Raw genomic sequence first — 16990 nt, 5'->3', positions numbered from 1 at the left:
AGCAGTACCGGCAATTACGTAACAGAGGCAAAGTACAGGATAAGAGCTCAATGAACCGGGCGCATAACGACGGCCCGGTCTTTTACTTAATGTGTCAGGGGGAACTGAACACGTTCGTTATTGCAGGTTACAATAAGCCGACTGACAATGTGCATGCGGCTGCAAGGCGCTGTATGTCGTCTTATCCCATTTATAAATGGTTTCGTAATCGGTGCTTTCCAGTGGCGGGATATAACCCAGATCATACTGGCTGAGATAAAATTCCTTAAACGCATCAATTTTATGTTGCTTATCAATCCAGAACGTCATTGGCGTGATTGAGTTTGCCGGCAAACGTGCCTGAATGCTATTTACTTCGTCCATTGCATTATCTGGATTCGATCCTGTATATGGCTGATCTTCGCCAAAATAAATCTGACACTTCGCCTCTGCCCCCAGGTCATGCGCCGCTTTCATTACCGCTTCACGTACGATGAAATGATCGATATGGCTACCATTCGCCAGCAGCACAAAGGCGGCGCAGTTATCCTGCTTAAGAATAGGGGTGACATCTGCGGCAATGCGCTCATAAATGCCGATTTCATCCTGACGAAAATCAGTAAAAGTACCTGCTGGGCCGCCACCTGCAGTCGGAGAGCCTTCATATTTACGCAATGGCGCATCATAAAAACCGGCGGTTTTATAGCGGAAGTGATCCCACTGAGTAAACATCTTCATGTGCGCTTCAAAGTCTTCTTTGTAACGCATGGTAGAAACATCGAATACGCGCTTGTTTGTCAGTTCGTTTAAATGGTTGGTCGTATAGTTGGAAAGTGAAAAATATACCTCGGTGACATTTGTTTTTTGTGCCAGCGTACCTTCTTTAGACAATTTATTTATCAAGCCTCCAAAGGTAAGCAAAATATCATCCGGATGCGGGCTGAGAAAATACAGGTTGTGCTGATTGACATCCAGTGGCGCAGCCTGAACAGCCGGGGCCATGCAGCTTGCTGTCGCCAGTAATCCAGCCACTAATGAGTTGGTATTGAAACGCATTTTCTATTCCTTTTCTTCAACGAACAAAAATAAAAAGGGCGGGGTAAACCGCCCAGACTTGTATCAGTTTGAAGCAACGAGAACGGCATTAATCTCAGTTTTGATGTTGTCTGACTGGGTACCAAAGATAGCCTGCAGGTTATCTCCTACCACCAGCACTTCACGTGCCCCCAGCTGTTTGATTTTCGGAATGTCAGCGCCATTAATATCGCGAAGACTGACACGCAGACGGGTAATACATGCGTCTACATTTTTGATGTTATCCTTTCCGCCGAGCGCCTGAACCAGAGTTTGTGCCAGCTCATTACCGATTTCAGACAAGTTGCTGACTTCAGATTCTTCACTTTCCCGGCCAGGAGTCATGAGATTGAGCTTGGCGATCAGTACACGGAAAATGGTGTAGTACATCAGCGCCCAAACAGGGCCGATGAGAATAAACAGCCACGCATTCTGCGAGAGTGGATAGTAGATAAGGAAGTCAATCGCACCATGAGCAAAAGTCACACTGTGGTGAATATCCAGGCTGGTCACCAGCGCAAAACCCAGGCCGGTAAGAATACAGTGAATAACGTACAGTACAGGCGCCGCGAACAGGAAGGCGAATTCCATAGGCTCTGTGATACCCGTTAACCAGGAAGTCAATGCTGCTGATGCCATGATACCGCCAACCAGCGCGCGTTTTTCAGGTCGTGCGGAGTGGTAAATCGCCAGACCAACAGCAGGCAGTGCCCACATGGAATACAGGTAACCTCCTGCAAGATTGCCCGCGGTAGGATCGCCAGCCAGATAGCGCTGAATCTCACCTTTAATCACTTTGCCGGTTTCAGGATCGACATACTCACCCACTTCAAAGAAGAAAGGCACATTCCAGATATGGTGTAGTCCGAATGGGATCAGTGAACGCTCCACCAAACCATAAAGACCAAATGCCGTGGTCGGGCTCTGGTATGCCGCCCAGTGCGAGAAACTGTCAATTGCGTTACCGATTGGCGGCCAGACATAACTCAGGAAAATACCCAGAAATATGGCTGTGATACCGGTGATAATGGGAACAGAACGTTTGCCGGCAAAAAAACCAAGGTACTCAGGAAGCCTGATATTATGAAAACGATTAAACAGATATGCAGCAACGGCACCTATCATGATACCGCCAAAAACCCCGGTATTCAGGCTTGGAATCCCTATGATGGTTGCCGGTTCGATGCCGTGAAGTTTTGCCATCACGCCCATTGTTGCTGTCATGATAGCGAAGCCCACAGTCGCAGCCAGCCCGGCGGCCCCGTCATTATCTGACAGGCCCAGCGCCACACCAATCGCAAATATCAGTGCCAGATTGCTGAACACTGCATCGCCCGACATCGCCATGATCTCTGACACCAGGCCCGGCATCCAGGAGAAGTTAGCTGAACCTATCCCCAGCAATAAACCGGCAACAGGCAGGACAGCAACAGGCAGCATTAGCGACCTGCCTATCCGTTGTAATAACCCAAAGGTGCTACTAATCATTTCTCGATCCTTCTTGATGTATAGTTGGGGGTACACATATAAGGTAATGAAAAGCAGCGTGCTGAAGGTTACAAAAGCCTATGAGTTTGTAAGTAGCCTGTTACATACGCACATTGCACCGTGCGTGAATTTTGCGCTATACCTGTAGCCTTCCCATAAGAAATGATGTATCAGATAGATTATTGAAAGTAGGCAACTTGGTAAGGTATGAAAAACCTCAGGGAAATGAAAACCATACTCGTCGTCGACGATAATCAGGAACTCCGTGATGCACTCACAGAATATCTTGGGCGATCTGAATTCCATGTATTGACCGCCAGTGACGGTGAAGAAATGTGGGATCATTTCCATCGTGCCGAACCTAACCTGATCATCCTCGATATCATGATGCCCGGCGATGATGGGCTCACCTTATGCCGGCAAATCCGCCAGCGTTCGAATGTGCCTATCATTATGCTCACAGCGGTGACCGACGAAATTGATCGTATTGCGGGTCTTGAAATCGGTGCTGATGATTACATCACCAAAACCTTTAGCCCGAGGGAACTACTCGCGCGTATTAAAGCCTTATTGCGACGTACTCAACCCGCACAGGGCGAAACAGTGGCACACCAGTTGCAGTTTTCAGGCTGGACTTGCGATCTGATTAAGCGGCGGTTAATCAGCCCGGATGGCGAAGTGGTTCCTCTCTCTGGGGCAGATTTCAACCTGATAAGTCTGATGCTGGAGAAACCCCATCAGTTGCTGAGCCGGGACGACATCGCTCGTTGTATCTGGGGCCGGGATGCTGACCCGTTTGAACGTGGTATCGATGTACAAATCAGCCGCCTGAGAAAACACCTTCACGACGAAGAGCGCTCGCTGATTCTGACGGTCAGAAACAAAGGCTATATGCTGGCAAGCGATGTCCATACTGTATGAATACGCCGTCATTTCTGAAGCTGACAACCCTGCAATCGCTCTGTTCATCCATTACTTTTCGGATTGGAGCGACCTTGCTCATCATCATTATGATTGCTGAGTTGATTGCCGGACTTATCTGGTACCAGTCCAGCGCCAAAAAGGAAGTTGAAAACCTGCATAAAACGATCGTCAGCCTGATGTCGAATGCGGCCGATACTTACAACTATTTTCATGCGCTGCCGGTCAATTATCGCTACCTTATTCTGAACCAGATCCGTGAAATGGGCGGGACCCGTTTCTTCATCTCAATCAATCAGCACCAATTATCTGTTGTTCCTCCCGCCAATAATGCACGCACTGACATTCTGCTGTCTGCTGCGCATGACGTGCTGAACAAAAAAATCTCCCATGCTAAACAGGTCACTATTTCCCTCAGTCGCCGACAGGATCTGCGCGTTTTTAACTCAGGCATCAAACTCGATGCCCTGCCGGAAATATGGGCGGGGTACAGTCTGGCACTGGGCGATATGGATTTACCTATTGTCGTCATGCAAATCCAGATGTCGGAACAGGAATGGTTCTATCTGGCTGCCACTTTACCCGTTCCTTTCTCTGCATTGTCGCCGCAGTTTATTGATCAAAAACAGCTGATGTTCCTGGGTATTTCCTCTCTGTTACTGGTGCTTTGCACTGTCTGGTTACTGCGCCTGGAAATTCGCCCTATTCGCCGGTTGGCGAAAGCAGCGACTCTGATGAGCGGGCAGCTCTATGTACAGGAAGTCAAAGAAGAAGGCAGTAAAGAAACCCGGGCTGCTGTTCGCGCATTCAACAAAATGAACCGGCGGGTCCGCGCCTATATCCGGGACAGAGAAATGCTGTTTGGCGCCATTTCCCACGATCTGAAAACACCCTTGGCTTGTCTGAAGTTACGCACCGAAATGCTCGATGATGAACAAGCAAAAGCCAGATTCGAAAAAATACTGGATGAGTTTGATCTGATGTTAAAAGGTGCCTTGCAATGTATTCGGGACACAGACATTCACGAAGAGCCTGAGTGGATCGATGTTACCCAGATGGTTGAACAATGTGCCAGTTACTACAACCGGAACACCCCCAAGGTTCAATTAAGTCTCGCAGAGCCGGTTCATTACCTGGGCAAACCTCTGGCCGTAAAACGTTGTCTGTATAACATAGTGGACAATGGCGTGAAGTACGGAGAAAAAGTCGATATCGAACTGATATCAACGACCGACAGTATTCTGCTCACGTTCAGAGATTACGGCCCGGGTCTGGATAAAAAATGGACAGAAAAAGTGTTCGAACCTTATTTCCGTGTTAATCCGCAAGATGAGTTGGGTTCCGGTCTTGGGCTCACCATATCCCGCAGTATTGCTCGCAGCCACGGCGGCGATCTCACCCTGCAAAACCACCCTGTTCAGGGACTGATTGTTCACATTCAATTGATGAGAGATGAATGAAGTTTTTCTTTTTCATTAGCCTGCTGGTGCTCACTGTATCCGGTGCTCAATCACAGGCAAAAGCCCAGGCATCGCCAGGTACCACCTATCAGGAAGTGGAATTTCTGCACTGGTGGACAGCCAAAGGTGAAGTTGCCGCTTTCAATCTGGCGACAAAGGCACTGCAAGATGCCGGCGTGTCTATTCTTGATCTGCCCGTACAAGGCGGGGGCGGCGACACGGCAATGTCTATCCTTCAGGCCCGTGCGATTGCAGGCACCCCACCCGATATCGTGCAATTGGAAGGTCCGTCGATTAAATCCTGGGCCGCTTTGGGATTTCTCCATAAGCTTGACCAGGTGGCTGTTGAGCAAGACTGGCACAAAAACCTGCTTCCTATTGCACAAGACACTAACCAGTATCAGGGACACTATGTGGCAATTCCCATCACAGTCCACCGGCTGAACTGGATGTGGATTAATCGCAAAGTCTTGCGCCAATACGGTTTAGCCGTTCCCACCAGCTGGGATGCATTGATTGATGTATTCAGCCGTTTGAAACAAAACGGCGTAGAGCCACTGGCACTTGGTAAAGACCAGTGGCAGGTTGCACTGCTGTTTGAGAACCTCGCCTTTGGCTATGGCGGAGCGGATTACTACCGACGCGCCTTTATCAAGATGGAGCCGCAGGCACTCAACAGCCAAACCACCTACGACATCCTTGAGCGTTTCCGCGCTATCAGCCAGTTGGTCAAACCTGGCATGTCTCACATGCGATGGGATGAGGGGACACAATTACTCATAGAAGGCGAGCGGGCGTTCCAGATCTCAGGAGACTGGGTTCTGGGTGATTTGCTGGCCAATAACATCGCTGTTCCTTCCGCCATTGGCTGCTACCCGACCCCTGCAAAACAGACAGGCTTTATTTATAACATGGACAGCTTCGCACTGTTCGACAGCCCGCGCACCAATACTGACACGGCTCAAATCGTCAGTAAGACCCTGTCTTCACCGGATTTTCAGAAATCCTTTAATGCTCTGAAAGGTGCCATTCCGGCCAGAAACGATATCAGCCTGAAGGGATACAACAGTTGCTCAGTCAATGCCAAAGCCGACATGGAGAAAGCGTCAAAATCTGGTCAGTTAATCCCCAGCATCGTAGATTCTATGGCCGTCAGCCCAATAGCGCAGCGTGCCACATCCAGCGAAATTTTTCGCTTCTTTAATGACGAGACCATGGCACCAGAAGATTTCATTCTTCACCTGCAGAATATTCCACGTGGTGAGTAGAAACACCCAAAGCCTTTATTCTTCATTTTCCCATTTAGTAAAGGAAAACCAGCAAGAAGCTTCAGATAACAGCATAAGAATTGGTCTGCACAATTCACGTCGATAAAGCTTATCGTTGCATGTGTCTATAGAGTCATATATATTTAGTTAATCTAAATGATAATTATTATTAAGCGCATACGGACATGTCAATTCAGCCTATTCATAACCTTATCGTCAAGGACACGACGGCCGGAGTCACACAGGTCACACCCGGCTTACATGAGAGGTGTGCTTTTAACCCATTAGGGTGGTACGACATAACATTTCCAGACAATAAAGGCGAGAGTCACTTCCGCTGCTTCCGTCTGGCAGAAGATGTCTGCTTCACCAAAAGCACCTATCAAAGCGATGAACCGCTCTTATCAAAAATTGATTATCACAGTGACACCACGTTGATGGTATTTGGTTTAAAAGGTAAAAGTCAGCTCGGTTTTCATCCTTCAAAACTTCACACTATCAATGTCGGGGACATCTGGCTTTTCAACCTGACAGGCAACACGTTTTACCGTTACAGCAGTGCTGGCGTTCCGCACGAAATGGCTGTACTGAAAATTCCGACTCAACGCCTTAAAAAAGCATTTTGCGAAAAAGATGAAATCTTTAGCGCCATTTTTACCATGCCCAGCGCACAAGTTGCTGTACAGCAAAAAAACCAGGAATGGATCGCCCCTCTGATCAGCAATCCGCTTCACAATCCTTTTGATCGCATTAAAGCAGAAGGAAGCGCGCTTGAATTATTGGCTCATTGGCTAGTGCCTCTGGCACAGTCTGTCCAGCCATCGGAAGCTCCCCCCAATCCTGTACACAATAAACCGATTGAGCGCGCGCGTCATATTTTGGTATCCGCTTTAGCAAATCCCCCGACTTTGTACGAACTGGCGAAAGAAGTCGGTATGAGCCATACCCGTTTAAACCGGGATTTCAAGAAAACGTACGGTAAAACGGTTTTCTGCTGGCTGCGAAGCTACCGTTTAGATCTGGCAAAAACCTACCTGAAGGACCCATCACAAAGCATTACGGATATTGCCCATCTGTGCGGTTTCAGTAGTGCCAGCCACTTTACCCATGCATTCCGAAATCATGAAGGGTTCACCCCTGTTTGTTACCGTTCTCATCAACTACAGAAAGCCTCTCAAAATGAAAAATAATCCGCCGAACCCTATCCGCGCGCTCCTTCCTCTGATGGCAATACTCATCGGTAATGCCGTCGCTCATAGCCTGTTCATGATTAGCTTTCCGATTGCCGGGAGAGTGCTGGGAATGAGTGATATACAAACTGGTGCTGTTCTCTCCCTATCCGCCTTTACTATGCTTCTGGTCGCCCCCTGGTGGGGACGATACAGTGATAGCGTCGGATGCCGGCCGGCTATTCGCTCCGGTATCATATCGACAGCTTTGTTCCTGATTATGGGTGCGGCTCTGTTTACCCTGCAATCCTCATTAATCTTGTCTGCAACCGCCCTTTTTCTCAGTTTTCTGGCAATTCGTATTTTTCAATCCATTGCGGTTGCAGGGATGATGCCAAGTATTCAGGCGCATATTGCCAATGTTACCCCAGAACAAAAACGTGTATCCGGCATGGGACTGATGGGAGCCACATTCGGTATTGGCAGCTTAATTGGCGGCAGTACAGCCATGCTGACCGGCGTCGCGTACTTTCCTCACTCAATGCTAATCATAGCGGTGCTGATGTTACTGACATACTGGCTGTATCTTCCCCGTATTAACAGCACATTTGTCAGGCAAACCGTTCGTGAGAAATCTGCCCCCGTTCAGAAACTGCCTCTGAAAACAATCGCGCCTTATGTGCTGATTACGTTTGTCGTGATTTTTATCTACGGCCTGATACAGCAAACCACAGGTTTACGATTACAGGATCAGTTCAGTTATACCGCTCAGCAGGCGCTCAAAGGCAGTGGTGCTATGCTCACGATGGCAATGGGCTGTATGGCATTAAGCCAGGTGCTGCTGTCCTGTTTAACGATTAGCCGGCCAGTGAATATTCTTTTCGGAGGGGTGGTGCTAGGCTGTATCGGCTTAGCCGCGCTCATCCGGGCGGATACCTATTTAGCAATGATGATTTCAATGGCAATGACAGGCCTCGCCATGGGATTAGTCCTGCCTGCTAACCTCGCGCTGTTGAGCCAAAAAGCAGGCATAAACCACCAGGCTTATGCCGCTTCAATCAATATTATTGGTAAAGGGATAGGGCTGGCGGCCGGACCATTGGCAGGGGCAGCAATGTATCAGGCTGATGCGCTCTTCCCTGTGTGGGCCTCACTGCTGTTATTCGCTGTGTTGCCGCTGTTTCTGTTGCATCAGCGCCAACACGCTATCGCAGAGGGTTAAACGTCACAGAGCGGTAAAACCCCATTTTTGAGCAGAGAACCTGAAATGATATTACGGTGAATTTCAGACGTACCGTCAATAATGCGGAACAAACGGGCGTCACGGTAAAAGCTTTCAATAGTGCCACCATCATGGCAACCTGACGCCCCAAACAGCTGTACCGCATCATCGGCTAATCGCCCCAAAAGTTCAGAGACATACACTTTCAGCATAGAGATTTCTTCCCTACAAGCCTCTCCGGCATCCATTCGCTTCGCTGTTTCCCACAACAGTGCTCGGGACAGGCGGATTCCTGTGGCCCCATCTGCCAACTTTGACTGCACAGTTCCAAACATGGAGAGTGACTGACCAAACTGCTGCCTTTGCTTAGCGTGCTCTGTCATTTCGTGCAGCAACCTGACACACTTGCCTAACCCTCTGGCGGCCACTTTTGCCAGCCTCGCTTTGCCCAAAGTACTGCAGAGCAGTTGAAAGCCTTGATTCTCTTCACCTAATAACGCATCGTTAGCGAGCTCTATTTGATCAAAAATCAGTTCTCTGTGACTGGTGCCATCAAAACCTATCATGTTAAAGCGCTGCCCTAGTGAGAACCCTGCTGCCTGCTTATCAACCAGAAAGAGTGATATTCCCTTCACTCCACGCTCAGGTGCCGTTTTCGCAGCAACAATAAAGTAGTCGGCATAGTCGGCATCACTGATATACAGTTTGCTTCCTTTCAAAAGCCATCCACTGTCGGTTCTGACCGCTTGCGTTTTCATCGCTGCCACATCGGAGCCTGCATCTGGTTCAGATACGGCTAAAGCCGCCCAACGTTTCCCCGCCACCGACGGTTGCAGATACTGCTCCCGTTGACACGCGCTCGCCAAGGTCAAGCAATCATAAACGTTGCCAGTAGCACGACGGACCAAAATATCTTTGGTCACACCTAATTGCTCTTGTACCAGTACATTTTCAAACAGACTCAGTCCTCTGCCACCCAGCCCGGTGGCAATATTCGTGGCAAAAAAACCAGCCTCTATACCTTTTTGAGTGAGCCGTTTCGCATCATCGTCGGTCAGAGTGGCAAACTTAGTGATCTTGGATTCAAAGGGCAGCAATTGCTCATGAGCGAACAGACGCGCACGTTCCACCAAAACTGTCTGGCTTTCTGTCAAAATTGTCATCAATCGGTTCCTTCCTTTAAATACACGGTTTACCCCTAATTCCTGAATGTTGACAGGTCTTCACAGACTTGGCGAAATGCATGAATAAACCGCATAGCATCGCTTTCGCTCAGGTTGAGCGGAGGCTGAATACGCATAACACGGTTACTGTTTGCCGTCATGAACGTCAGAATCTGATGCTCTTTTGCCAGCTTTGTCACAACACGCAGCACAAACATATCCTCGAGACTTTTCTCAATATCCTCAACAGCCGAATCAATGTGTTGTTTGGCTTTGTCTGAAATCTGATGGTAAGTCCCGGCGGCATCCCACATAAAGCGATGTGCCAACTCCTCAACTGTGGCGGCTATACTGCCGGAAAAAGAGTGCTCAAACTCAATACCCAGCATGAGTCCTTTTCCTCTTACCGCTTTGATGAAGGGATATTCACTGGCTATATCGTCAAGCGCTTGTTTGAGCATCACACCTGTTGTGCTTGCTCTGATTGTAAGCTGCTCTTTTTCAATAATGTCCAGTGTTGCAATAGCCGCAGTCGCGGCCAGATTGCCACCACCAAAAGTGGAGGTATGAAGTGCAAAACGATCGGTGCTGCCGTAGGCGGCATCCCAGACACGGGAAGCGGACAGTGTCGCGCCAATCGGCACCATGCCACCGGACAACGATTTAGACAGAACTAAGATATCAGGACAGACGTTATCCCACTCGCAGCAAAACATTTTACCGGTGCGCCCCAGTCCGGTCTGAATCTCATCCAGTATCAGTAAACAACCATAATCATCACACAGCTTGCGTACTGCTTCGAGATAACCGCCAGGGGGTAAAATGACCCCTCCCTCTCCCTGAATTGGCTCCAGGATAAAAGCTGCGATACCGCCTTTTGCCAGTGCCACTTCCAGTGCCGCTATATCGCCAAATGGCACTGAATGGCATTGTGTAAGCAAAGGCTCGAATGGTTTTCTGTGTTTTTCTCGCCCTGTCACAGACAACGCACCCAGCGTTTTACCATGGTAACCATTTTCACAGTACAGCATCTGCGATTTATCCGATGCCGCCAAGGCCAGCTTTATCGCTGCTTCAACCGCTTCAGTACCGGAATTACTCAAAAAGACTCGGGACAAATCACCCGGCGCCAAAGCAGCCAGCTGTTCTGCCAGCAAAGAGGCCTGATACGGCATAGACACGTACTGAATAAAGGTTGGTTGCTGAGACACCAGGTAATTGGTCATTGCCTCGGTAATGGAAGGATGGTTATGGCCGACATTGACACAGCCGTAACCGGACACAAAGTCCAGATATTCAGCGCCTGACGTATCAGTCAGGATCGCTCCCTGGCCTTTAACAAACACCCGCTCTAAATGATGATGTTCATAAAATCGGGCCATTTCCGGATTAATATACTGCGCAAAACGCGATCTCGTCTGGTTTAATGTCAGCTCACTCCGTTCAGCCAAAACGCCGACATTTATGTTACGCGAATGATGAAACTGCCTGACTGCCGACCAGTGCTGCTTGGTCACTTTGCGCCCAAGGCTGGCAATCGGCGTCGGAAAAAAGCCATGACGCTGAGCAATTTCACCGATTTCGAGTACGCGCTTACTGTCTAGCTCCCTACCGATAGAAAAGGCTTCAGCCCGACCTTCCAATGCCAGTATCAGGGTTTCAGCCAAACAGCCGTTCATAAACATTTTGGGGTCAAATTCAGGCTGAACGCCCCCAAATGAAACCTCTTCACTGGCAGAAATCAGCCCGCCGTCAATCAACAGCAAGTCGCTCCTGGGCGATGCCTGTTCCATCACATCACGCGGTAAAGCAACATCCACCACAACTGAGCCTGGCAGCAGCCGGGCAGGATCAATCACGCCACCTGACGAAGTAGCTGCAACATAAAAAAGCATATTCTGATAACAGGACGACAAATCATTGGTCAAGATGACTTGTCGGTGGTACTGCTCCGGCAGGTAAGCAAGCAAATGTGCCGGTGAAGATTCCCGGTGACGGTGGACCAAACGCAGTCGCACTCCATGTGGCAACAGCAAGCGTGCAATCACTAATGCAATGGAACCCGGATATCCGACAATAGCGACCTCAGCACCATCTTCACTGACCTCCAACTCTGCCAATGCATCCAATACATTTTTATAAGCGACATACGCTGTCAGAGAATTACCTGTTGTAACCGGTAGCTTTGCCCGTTTCGCTGTCTGCATGCCACGCTGCCCGACTATGCCGGTAAAGCCGCCCAGTCCGACCAACTCTGCGCCTTCCTGCTGTAACTGATGGATCCCTTCAACGACTCTGTCAGTCATCACCTGAGGCTGACTCAGCATTTCTTCAGCAGTAAGTGGCATGTAGTGAACAATACCGCTGCATTGCGCCCCCGTAGCACTAACCACCCGCTCAAATCGTGTAAAGGGAACCACATTTTCTTTCTGCCAGTTTTCAGGCGAAAAACCATAAGCCTGCTCCCGGCTCATCCGGCCAAACATATCCATCAGTTTCGCATGCCGTTTGAGCGGCACGGACGTTGGGTGGGCAATAAAACCAAATTTCACTATCAAATCCTTATGCTACGTTTATTCGATGCCATGCCGCTTCCGACAACAGGCTTAATCCATCACCGTCTGAGTTATGAGCGAGTACCACATCAATGAAATGCAGGCCGTGCTGCTTGGTTAACCGAGCCTGACATTGCTCTGGATCAAAACGCTCCCACCGCTCACGAACAATCGGAGGGCAGTCCAGAGAATACCGCCCCTCCAAACGGCCGCTCTGCGATACATCATGCGTCTGTAACAAAGAAACCTGTCTGGTATTACTGCTCGCACTGCGATTATCAAGATAGGAACGAATCATAGACAGCACCCCGTTACACAAATAGAAAACGGTAATACTGATTTGATCCCGATGAGGGTTTTGCGCAAGTGCAGCCTGTGTCTGGCGTTCTATGTCCGGCACTAATGCTCGTGCCCCGTCTCCGATAAACGCCAGAATGGGAAGTTTGGACGTTCGCGCCAGGTAAGGCAGAGCCATCAATGCATCCCCCATGAGCGCCCTGCCATACCAACCTGAAAACCCTTTATCTGTCTTCGGCAAATTACGAATCGCACTCATTCCGCAGCGACCAACATCGTACACCCCCAAGTATCGATATCCGTCCTGAACAATCTTCTGATGTAACAAGGAACCCAGGGAGGCAAAGAAAAAGTTTGGAGACATAGGAAGCTGCGACAGCCAATCCGATGGCATGGTTTCAGGTTCTGCCTGCACCCTGTCTAACTCAGACTGCCGGAAATCCAGCACCTCTGAATCAACATCCAGTCTGGTATAAACTGACTCTAAGAATGGCAGCAATGCACTGACAACACCTAGATCGGTAAAGGGCGAAATATGCTCTTGTTTCCTGTTCACCTGAACAATGTGGCACTTGTTTTTCAATTTACCGGGTGAAAGAGGAGAAGCCGCTTGATCAACTTTGCTCTTCAGAAAGAAGAGGCTTTGGGAGGCCGGGTCAGCTAATTGTTGTTCCTGATGCAGATAACGGAAGACTTTACGGTTAAAGCCGTACACAGAGAATGTTCCTACATAGTTATCTACAGGCTGCTGCTGGTAGTAATCACACACTGAACCGGGAGACACCATTGAATCGGCTAAAGCAATACCGGCCTTACGGGCAATCCGGTAGACCAAATCACGCTCATGATCGGTCAAATGACTGCATTGCCAGAGAATACGTCGCTTAGAATGATTCAACAGATTCATGACTTCTGCCAGCCGGTCCGGTTCAACGTTTGATCTTGCCACAGGCAGCAAACATTGTTCGGGGGCAGGTACTAAGCCCTCTTTCAAAACACACTCCAGCATCTGCTGGGTGGCAATCACGAATACCGGACCGGGTTGCGTCTGCTGAATACGGGCAACCTCAGCCAGTCGCTCCGCCAGCGTCGATTTATCGTTCAGGTAAACACAGGGAATTCCTTTGGCTGCCAGTGTCTCACGCCCATCATAATCGCAGTGCATTGTCCCCTGAAACGGAAACCAGCTCGTATCAGGACTGTCAGCACACAATATGATACCTGGCGCATTTGCACGTTTTAGATTGTATAAGGTCCCGCGAAATTCATCGATCATACCTGACGTAATTGCAATGACATAACCACGCTGAGACAACTGCCAGCCACAAAGTGCCGACACAGCCAGACTGTGTTCATTGGGCCCGCTTTCACATAACGTGGCAGAATTTTCGGATAACCGGAACATTGAGTCGATAAACCCAGAGATCATGGAACCTGTGTAATAGTGAAAATCCCAGCGATCCGGAAAGTTCAGTGACATAAAGCGATGGATAAATCGCGCCGTGGTAGAAACGGTTGGGGTGGCTGCCAGGGTTCTTGCCAGCAATTTATTAATATAAGCGCTGTCCAGATGATCCATCAGGGTTTTCAGAATCTGCATTTCCCAGATCAAAGGCGCTTCTTGCTGAATGCTCAAGGCCACCATACCGGGTGAACGCCCTTCAGCCATTGACAGATCCGGTAATGACAGCAGAAATGAATAAGATGAAACTCTGCCAGGGTTACACTCAAGAACCGACCAAAAGTGTTGGCATAGTGTTTGCCCACTTTCAGACGAAAGCAAAATGTCATCCGCAATGATCACATCTATCGGGGAAGAATCCGCCGCCATGAGTGCAGTCCTGGCTTCCTCTGCTGAGCAAAATTCACAGATATGAAAAGAAAACTGATGGTGTTCCTCTGCGTCTCTGAGGTAATGTTTAGCCTGACTCAACAAGTGATTAAATATTTCTTCCTGCGGCAGGTTGACCCCGGAATGCCATTTGGCAAGCTGTCCGTTTTCCGCGGCCATAGCTGAATGTAACTTGTCGATCGCATGCCGTACCCCGTTACGAACTTCGGCAGAGCGGGCTATCACACAAATCCCTATGTTTCGATGCACTTGAACTCTCCTCACTCAGATTAAAATGCACTGGCTTCCACTCTTCCCGATACAATCAGCAAAGCCTGCAATAAAAAGAAATAACCGTAAGGCATTTCTACGCTATCCTGACGGTTCGCAGCAGTGGCATAACAGCAACCAGAAAAGCGAATACCCTCTGTGTTACCGGTGACACAATCACTCGCCAGAACAGAGTCCAACATGGCAACTGCTCTGTCCTTCCATTCGCCAACGCCCCCCATCACCTGGTGCATTTTCAAATAAGCCACCACGCTAATCAGGCTTGCAGAGGCATCTGGCAATAACACACTGTCCTGAGCGGTATTGAACGGAATAGATACACCAAAACGCTGCCACCAGCGCTCGCAGCAATGCTGAGCTTTTTCCTGATAGGTTTCTGGGTCATACAATGCAGCTGTTGCCATTGCTAATACTCCCCAGCTTTGTCCTCTTGGCCATTCCCCACTGATACCTTCCGGATGCCAAGCGTTTCGAAATAAGCTATGGGTATAAAAATCACCTTTGGCTGTCATTAATTGGCTCACCATTAACTTGGTATGCGCCATAGGCATAGACTGCCAGTCAGCATGCCGGCCCATTTCAATCAGCGCCGCGCAGGGATCAATGGTTATTCTGTTATTGCCAGCCTCCCCGCCCCCCATCGCTGTTCCTAAAGGAAAGCCTTCCCAGTGTGCGAATGTTGCCGACAATTGACTCTGACACTCAGTCAACAGGGTTTCGGCCTCGCTATCATTGGTTAGCCGGGCAACCGGGCCAAAGCCATACCAAGCATTCATTGCTCTGAATACTGAGTCGGCATTCAGTCCCTGTGCTATCTGATTCCAACGGCGACGCCCCCGGTTTTGCAAGGTGTCAGAATCCGTCGCGTACCCGGCCAGCCATAAACAGCCAGACCAAAACCCTGCGATCCAAGAGCCACGGGATGACATCACCCACTCATTACCGGTTTTGCGGAAAAGTGGAAACTGCCCTTCTGATTGCAAATCAGTTGTCAGTATGTGCGCCGCCAACCCGGAGATAATTTCAGCCCTTGTCATATGAGATACTGCCATCACTGTGTGCACCCTGCTTTTGTTACCGACGCCCGTAAGCGCTTGGCTGCCCATATGCATGAAATGAGACACGCCAGCAAAAGTCCGACCCCTGCATATAAAGAACCTGCCAGCAGGACGACCCCTTGAAACAGCAGAGAGCCCGTTGCAATGCCACCGAAAAACGCCATTGACACTTTTCCTGACGCTACTGGCACTTCACCAAAACCCGGATACTTGATGATCATTGCCATGGCGACTGAGTTCGTCGCCACCAAGGTTCCGCCTATCCCTGCGACACCTGCGTAAATCATCCACAGGTGTTCGGTACCGGCACCAAAAGTAACCACCAGAGCTATAGCCGCTATGGCATACAGCACAATCAGTAAATCAGACTCGTGGCGTAACCTGCTGGCTAGCGGCGTAAGTACAAGGCGGGATAAAATACCCATCAGCCCAAACAATGTGATTAAAAATGCCGCCTGCCGGGCAGACATGCCACTTTGAGAAGCAAAAGCAGGTACCTGAGTAATGAAGGCTGCCAGTGTGATCCCTACGCTTGCCTGCATTTGCATAACATAAAGTAACCAGGCGCGGTTCGCTTCGCCTCTGGCAGGTGGCGGTGCGGCATGGACTTTGGGTTTCCAATTTCGCCCAGCGGCAAGAAATGCCATTAGCAGACACAGAGGAATAACGAAAGCAAACGCGGTACGCCATCCCCACAATGAGGCAGCCAAAGATAAAACGGAGCCGGCAGCCAGTGCCGATAGTTGAACACCGGACTGCTTCACTCCAACCATGAAAGCTTTACGCGCAGGGGGGACCTGAAGTGCAATCGCCTGATTAGTGACAGGGTTCGCCAATGCCTGCGACACACCGCATACCGCAATCGCTATTAACATCCCGAACCAATGTTCAAAGAGCACTAACGCGGCAAAAGACACCCCTGTTAACAAAAACAAAGCAGTGGCTGAGCGTCGCAATCCCCACTTCCTTACCCAGCGACCCGCCTGCGCAGACAATAGCGCGGCCACGCCAAAAGCTGCCAGTGTAAACATGCCTAACAGCTCGGCATTAATATGTTCATCAGCCAGCATTAATGGCGCAAGCGCACCACTGGCATACAAAATGAGCATGGGTAAAGCCATTGCCATTAGCAGCGTAAGCAGTAAGGTATAGTCTGTTTTCGCTTCTATCTGAGGCGCGAATTGAGCCTGAGAGGAATTGGGGGATTCACGCAT

12 protein-coding genes are annotated in these 16990 nt (G+C 49.4%); 5 read left to right on the top strand and 7 right to left on the bottom strand.

The window, feature by feature from the left end; all coding sequences use genetic code 11:
- Positions 1–117 precede the first annotated feature (117 nt).
- Both Q4491_RS14350 and ptsG read right to left on the bottom strand, forming a co-directional pair.
- Positions 118–1035 (bottom strand): PIG-L family deacetylase, encoded by a 918-nt coding sequence (locus Q4491_RS14350; protein WP_192016418.1) that lies wholly within the window; start codon positions 1033–1035, stop codon positions 118–120.
- A gap of 63 nt (positions 1036–1098) precedes the next feature.
- The gene (gene ptsG / locus Q4491_RS14345) at positions 1099–2541 is read right to left on the bottom strand and encodes a glucose-specific PTS transporter subunit IIBC (protein ID WP_192016417.1); all 1443 of its coding nucleotides are present in this window, start codon (positions 2539–2541) and stop codon (positions 1099–1101) included.
- A gap of 225 nt (positions 2542–2766) precedes the next feature.
- Between ptsG and Q4491_RS14340 the strand changes: the two genes are divergently transcribed.
- The 5 genes from Q4491_RS14340 (at position 2767) to Q4491_RS14320 (ending at position 8581) form a co-directional block, all read left to right on the top strand.
- A complete protein-coding gene (locus Q4491_RS14340) occupies positions 2767–3462 on the top strand; it encodes a response regulator transcription factor (protein ID WP_225445227.1) in 696 nt (231 codons plus the stop codon).
- On the top strand, positions 3459–4922 hold the full coding sequence (locus tag Q4491_RS14335) for an ATP-binding protein (protein ID WP_192016415.1): 1464 nt from the start codon (positions 3459–3461) through the stop codon (positions 4920–4922). The genes Q4491_RS14340 and Q4491_RS14335 overlap by 4 nt, the downstream gene beginning before the upstream one ends.
- Positions 4919–6190: an ABC transporter substrate-binding protein gene (locus tag Q4491_RS14330; protein WP_237796301.1), complete on the top strand. Its 1272-nt coding sequence runs from the start codon at positions 4919–4921 to the stop codon at positions 6188–6190. Before Q4491_RS14335 ends, Q4491_RS14330 begins: the two co-directional genes overlap by 4 nt.
- A gap of 185 nt (positions 6191–6375) precedes the next feature.
- Entirely contained in the window at positions 6376–7380 is a 1005-nt protein-coding gene (locus tag Q4491_RS14325) for an AraC family transcriptional regulator (protein ID WP_303458354.1), read from the top strand.
- A complete protein-coding gene (locus Q4491_RS14320; RefSeq protein ID WP_303458352.1) occupies positions 7370–8581 on the top strand; it encodes an MFS transporter in 1212 nt (403 codons plus the stop codon). Before Q4491_RS14325 ends, Q4491_RS14320 begins: the two co-directional genes overlap by 11 nt.
- Here the strand turns inward: Q4491_RS14320 and Q4491_RS14315 are convergent.
- Genes Q4491_RS14315 through Q4491_RS14295 form a run of 5 tightly spaced genes read right to left on the bottom strand, consistent with a single transcriptional unit; the run spans position 8578 to position 16990 of the window.
- Positions 8578–9744 (bottom strand): acyl-CoA dehydrogenase family protein, encoded by a 1167-nt coding sequence (locus tag Q4491_RS14315; protein WP_192016411.1) that lies wholly within the window; start codon positions 9742–9744, stop codon positions 8578–8580. The two genes, Q4491_RS14320 and Q4491_RS14315, sit on opposite strands and share 4 nt — an antisense overlap.
- A 35-nt stretch (positions 9745–9779) precedes the next feature.
- Positions 9780–12296 carry an aminotransferase class III-fold pyridoxal phosphate-dependent enzyme gene (locus tag Q4491_RS14310; RefSeq protein ID WP_192016410.1) on the bottom strand — a complete coding sequence of 839 codons (2517 nt, stop codon included), beginning with the start codon at positions 12294–12296 and terminating at the stop codon, positions 9780–9782.
- A 10-nt stretch (positions 12297–12306) separates the two neighbouring features.
- On the bottom strand, positions 12307–14697 hold the full coding sequence (locus Q4491_RS14305) for a hypothetical protein (protein WP_303458349.1): 2391 nt from the start codon (positions 14695–14697) through the stop codon (positions 12307–12309).
- Between the two features lie 20 nt (positions 14698–14717).
- Complete coding sequence (locus Q4491_RS14300; RefSeq protein WP_192016408.1) at positions 14718–15770, bottom strand: hypothetical protein; 1053 nt, start codon at positions 15768–15770, stop codon at positions 14718–14720.
- Positions 15770–16990 carry a CynX/NimT family MFS transporter gene (locus Q4491_RS14295; RefSeq protein ID WP_237796305.1) on the bottom strand — a complete coding sequence of 407 codons (1221 nt, stop codon included), beginning with the start codon at positions 16988–16990 and terminating at the stop codon, positions 15770–15772. The genes Q4491_RS14300 and Q4491_RS14295 overlap by 1 nt, the downstream gene beginning before the upstream one ends.

This window comes from Photobacterium sp. 2_MG-2023, assembly GCF_030547675.1.
Taxonomy (GTDB): Bacteria; Pseudomonadota; Gammaproteobacteria; order Enterobacterales; family Vibrionaceae; genus Photobacterium; species Photobacterium arenosum.
The sequence above is the reverse complement of the archived record's forward strand: the minus strand, read 5'-3'. Positions and strand labels throughout refer to the sequence as shown.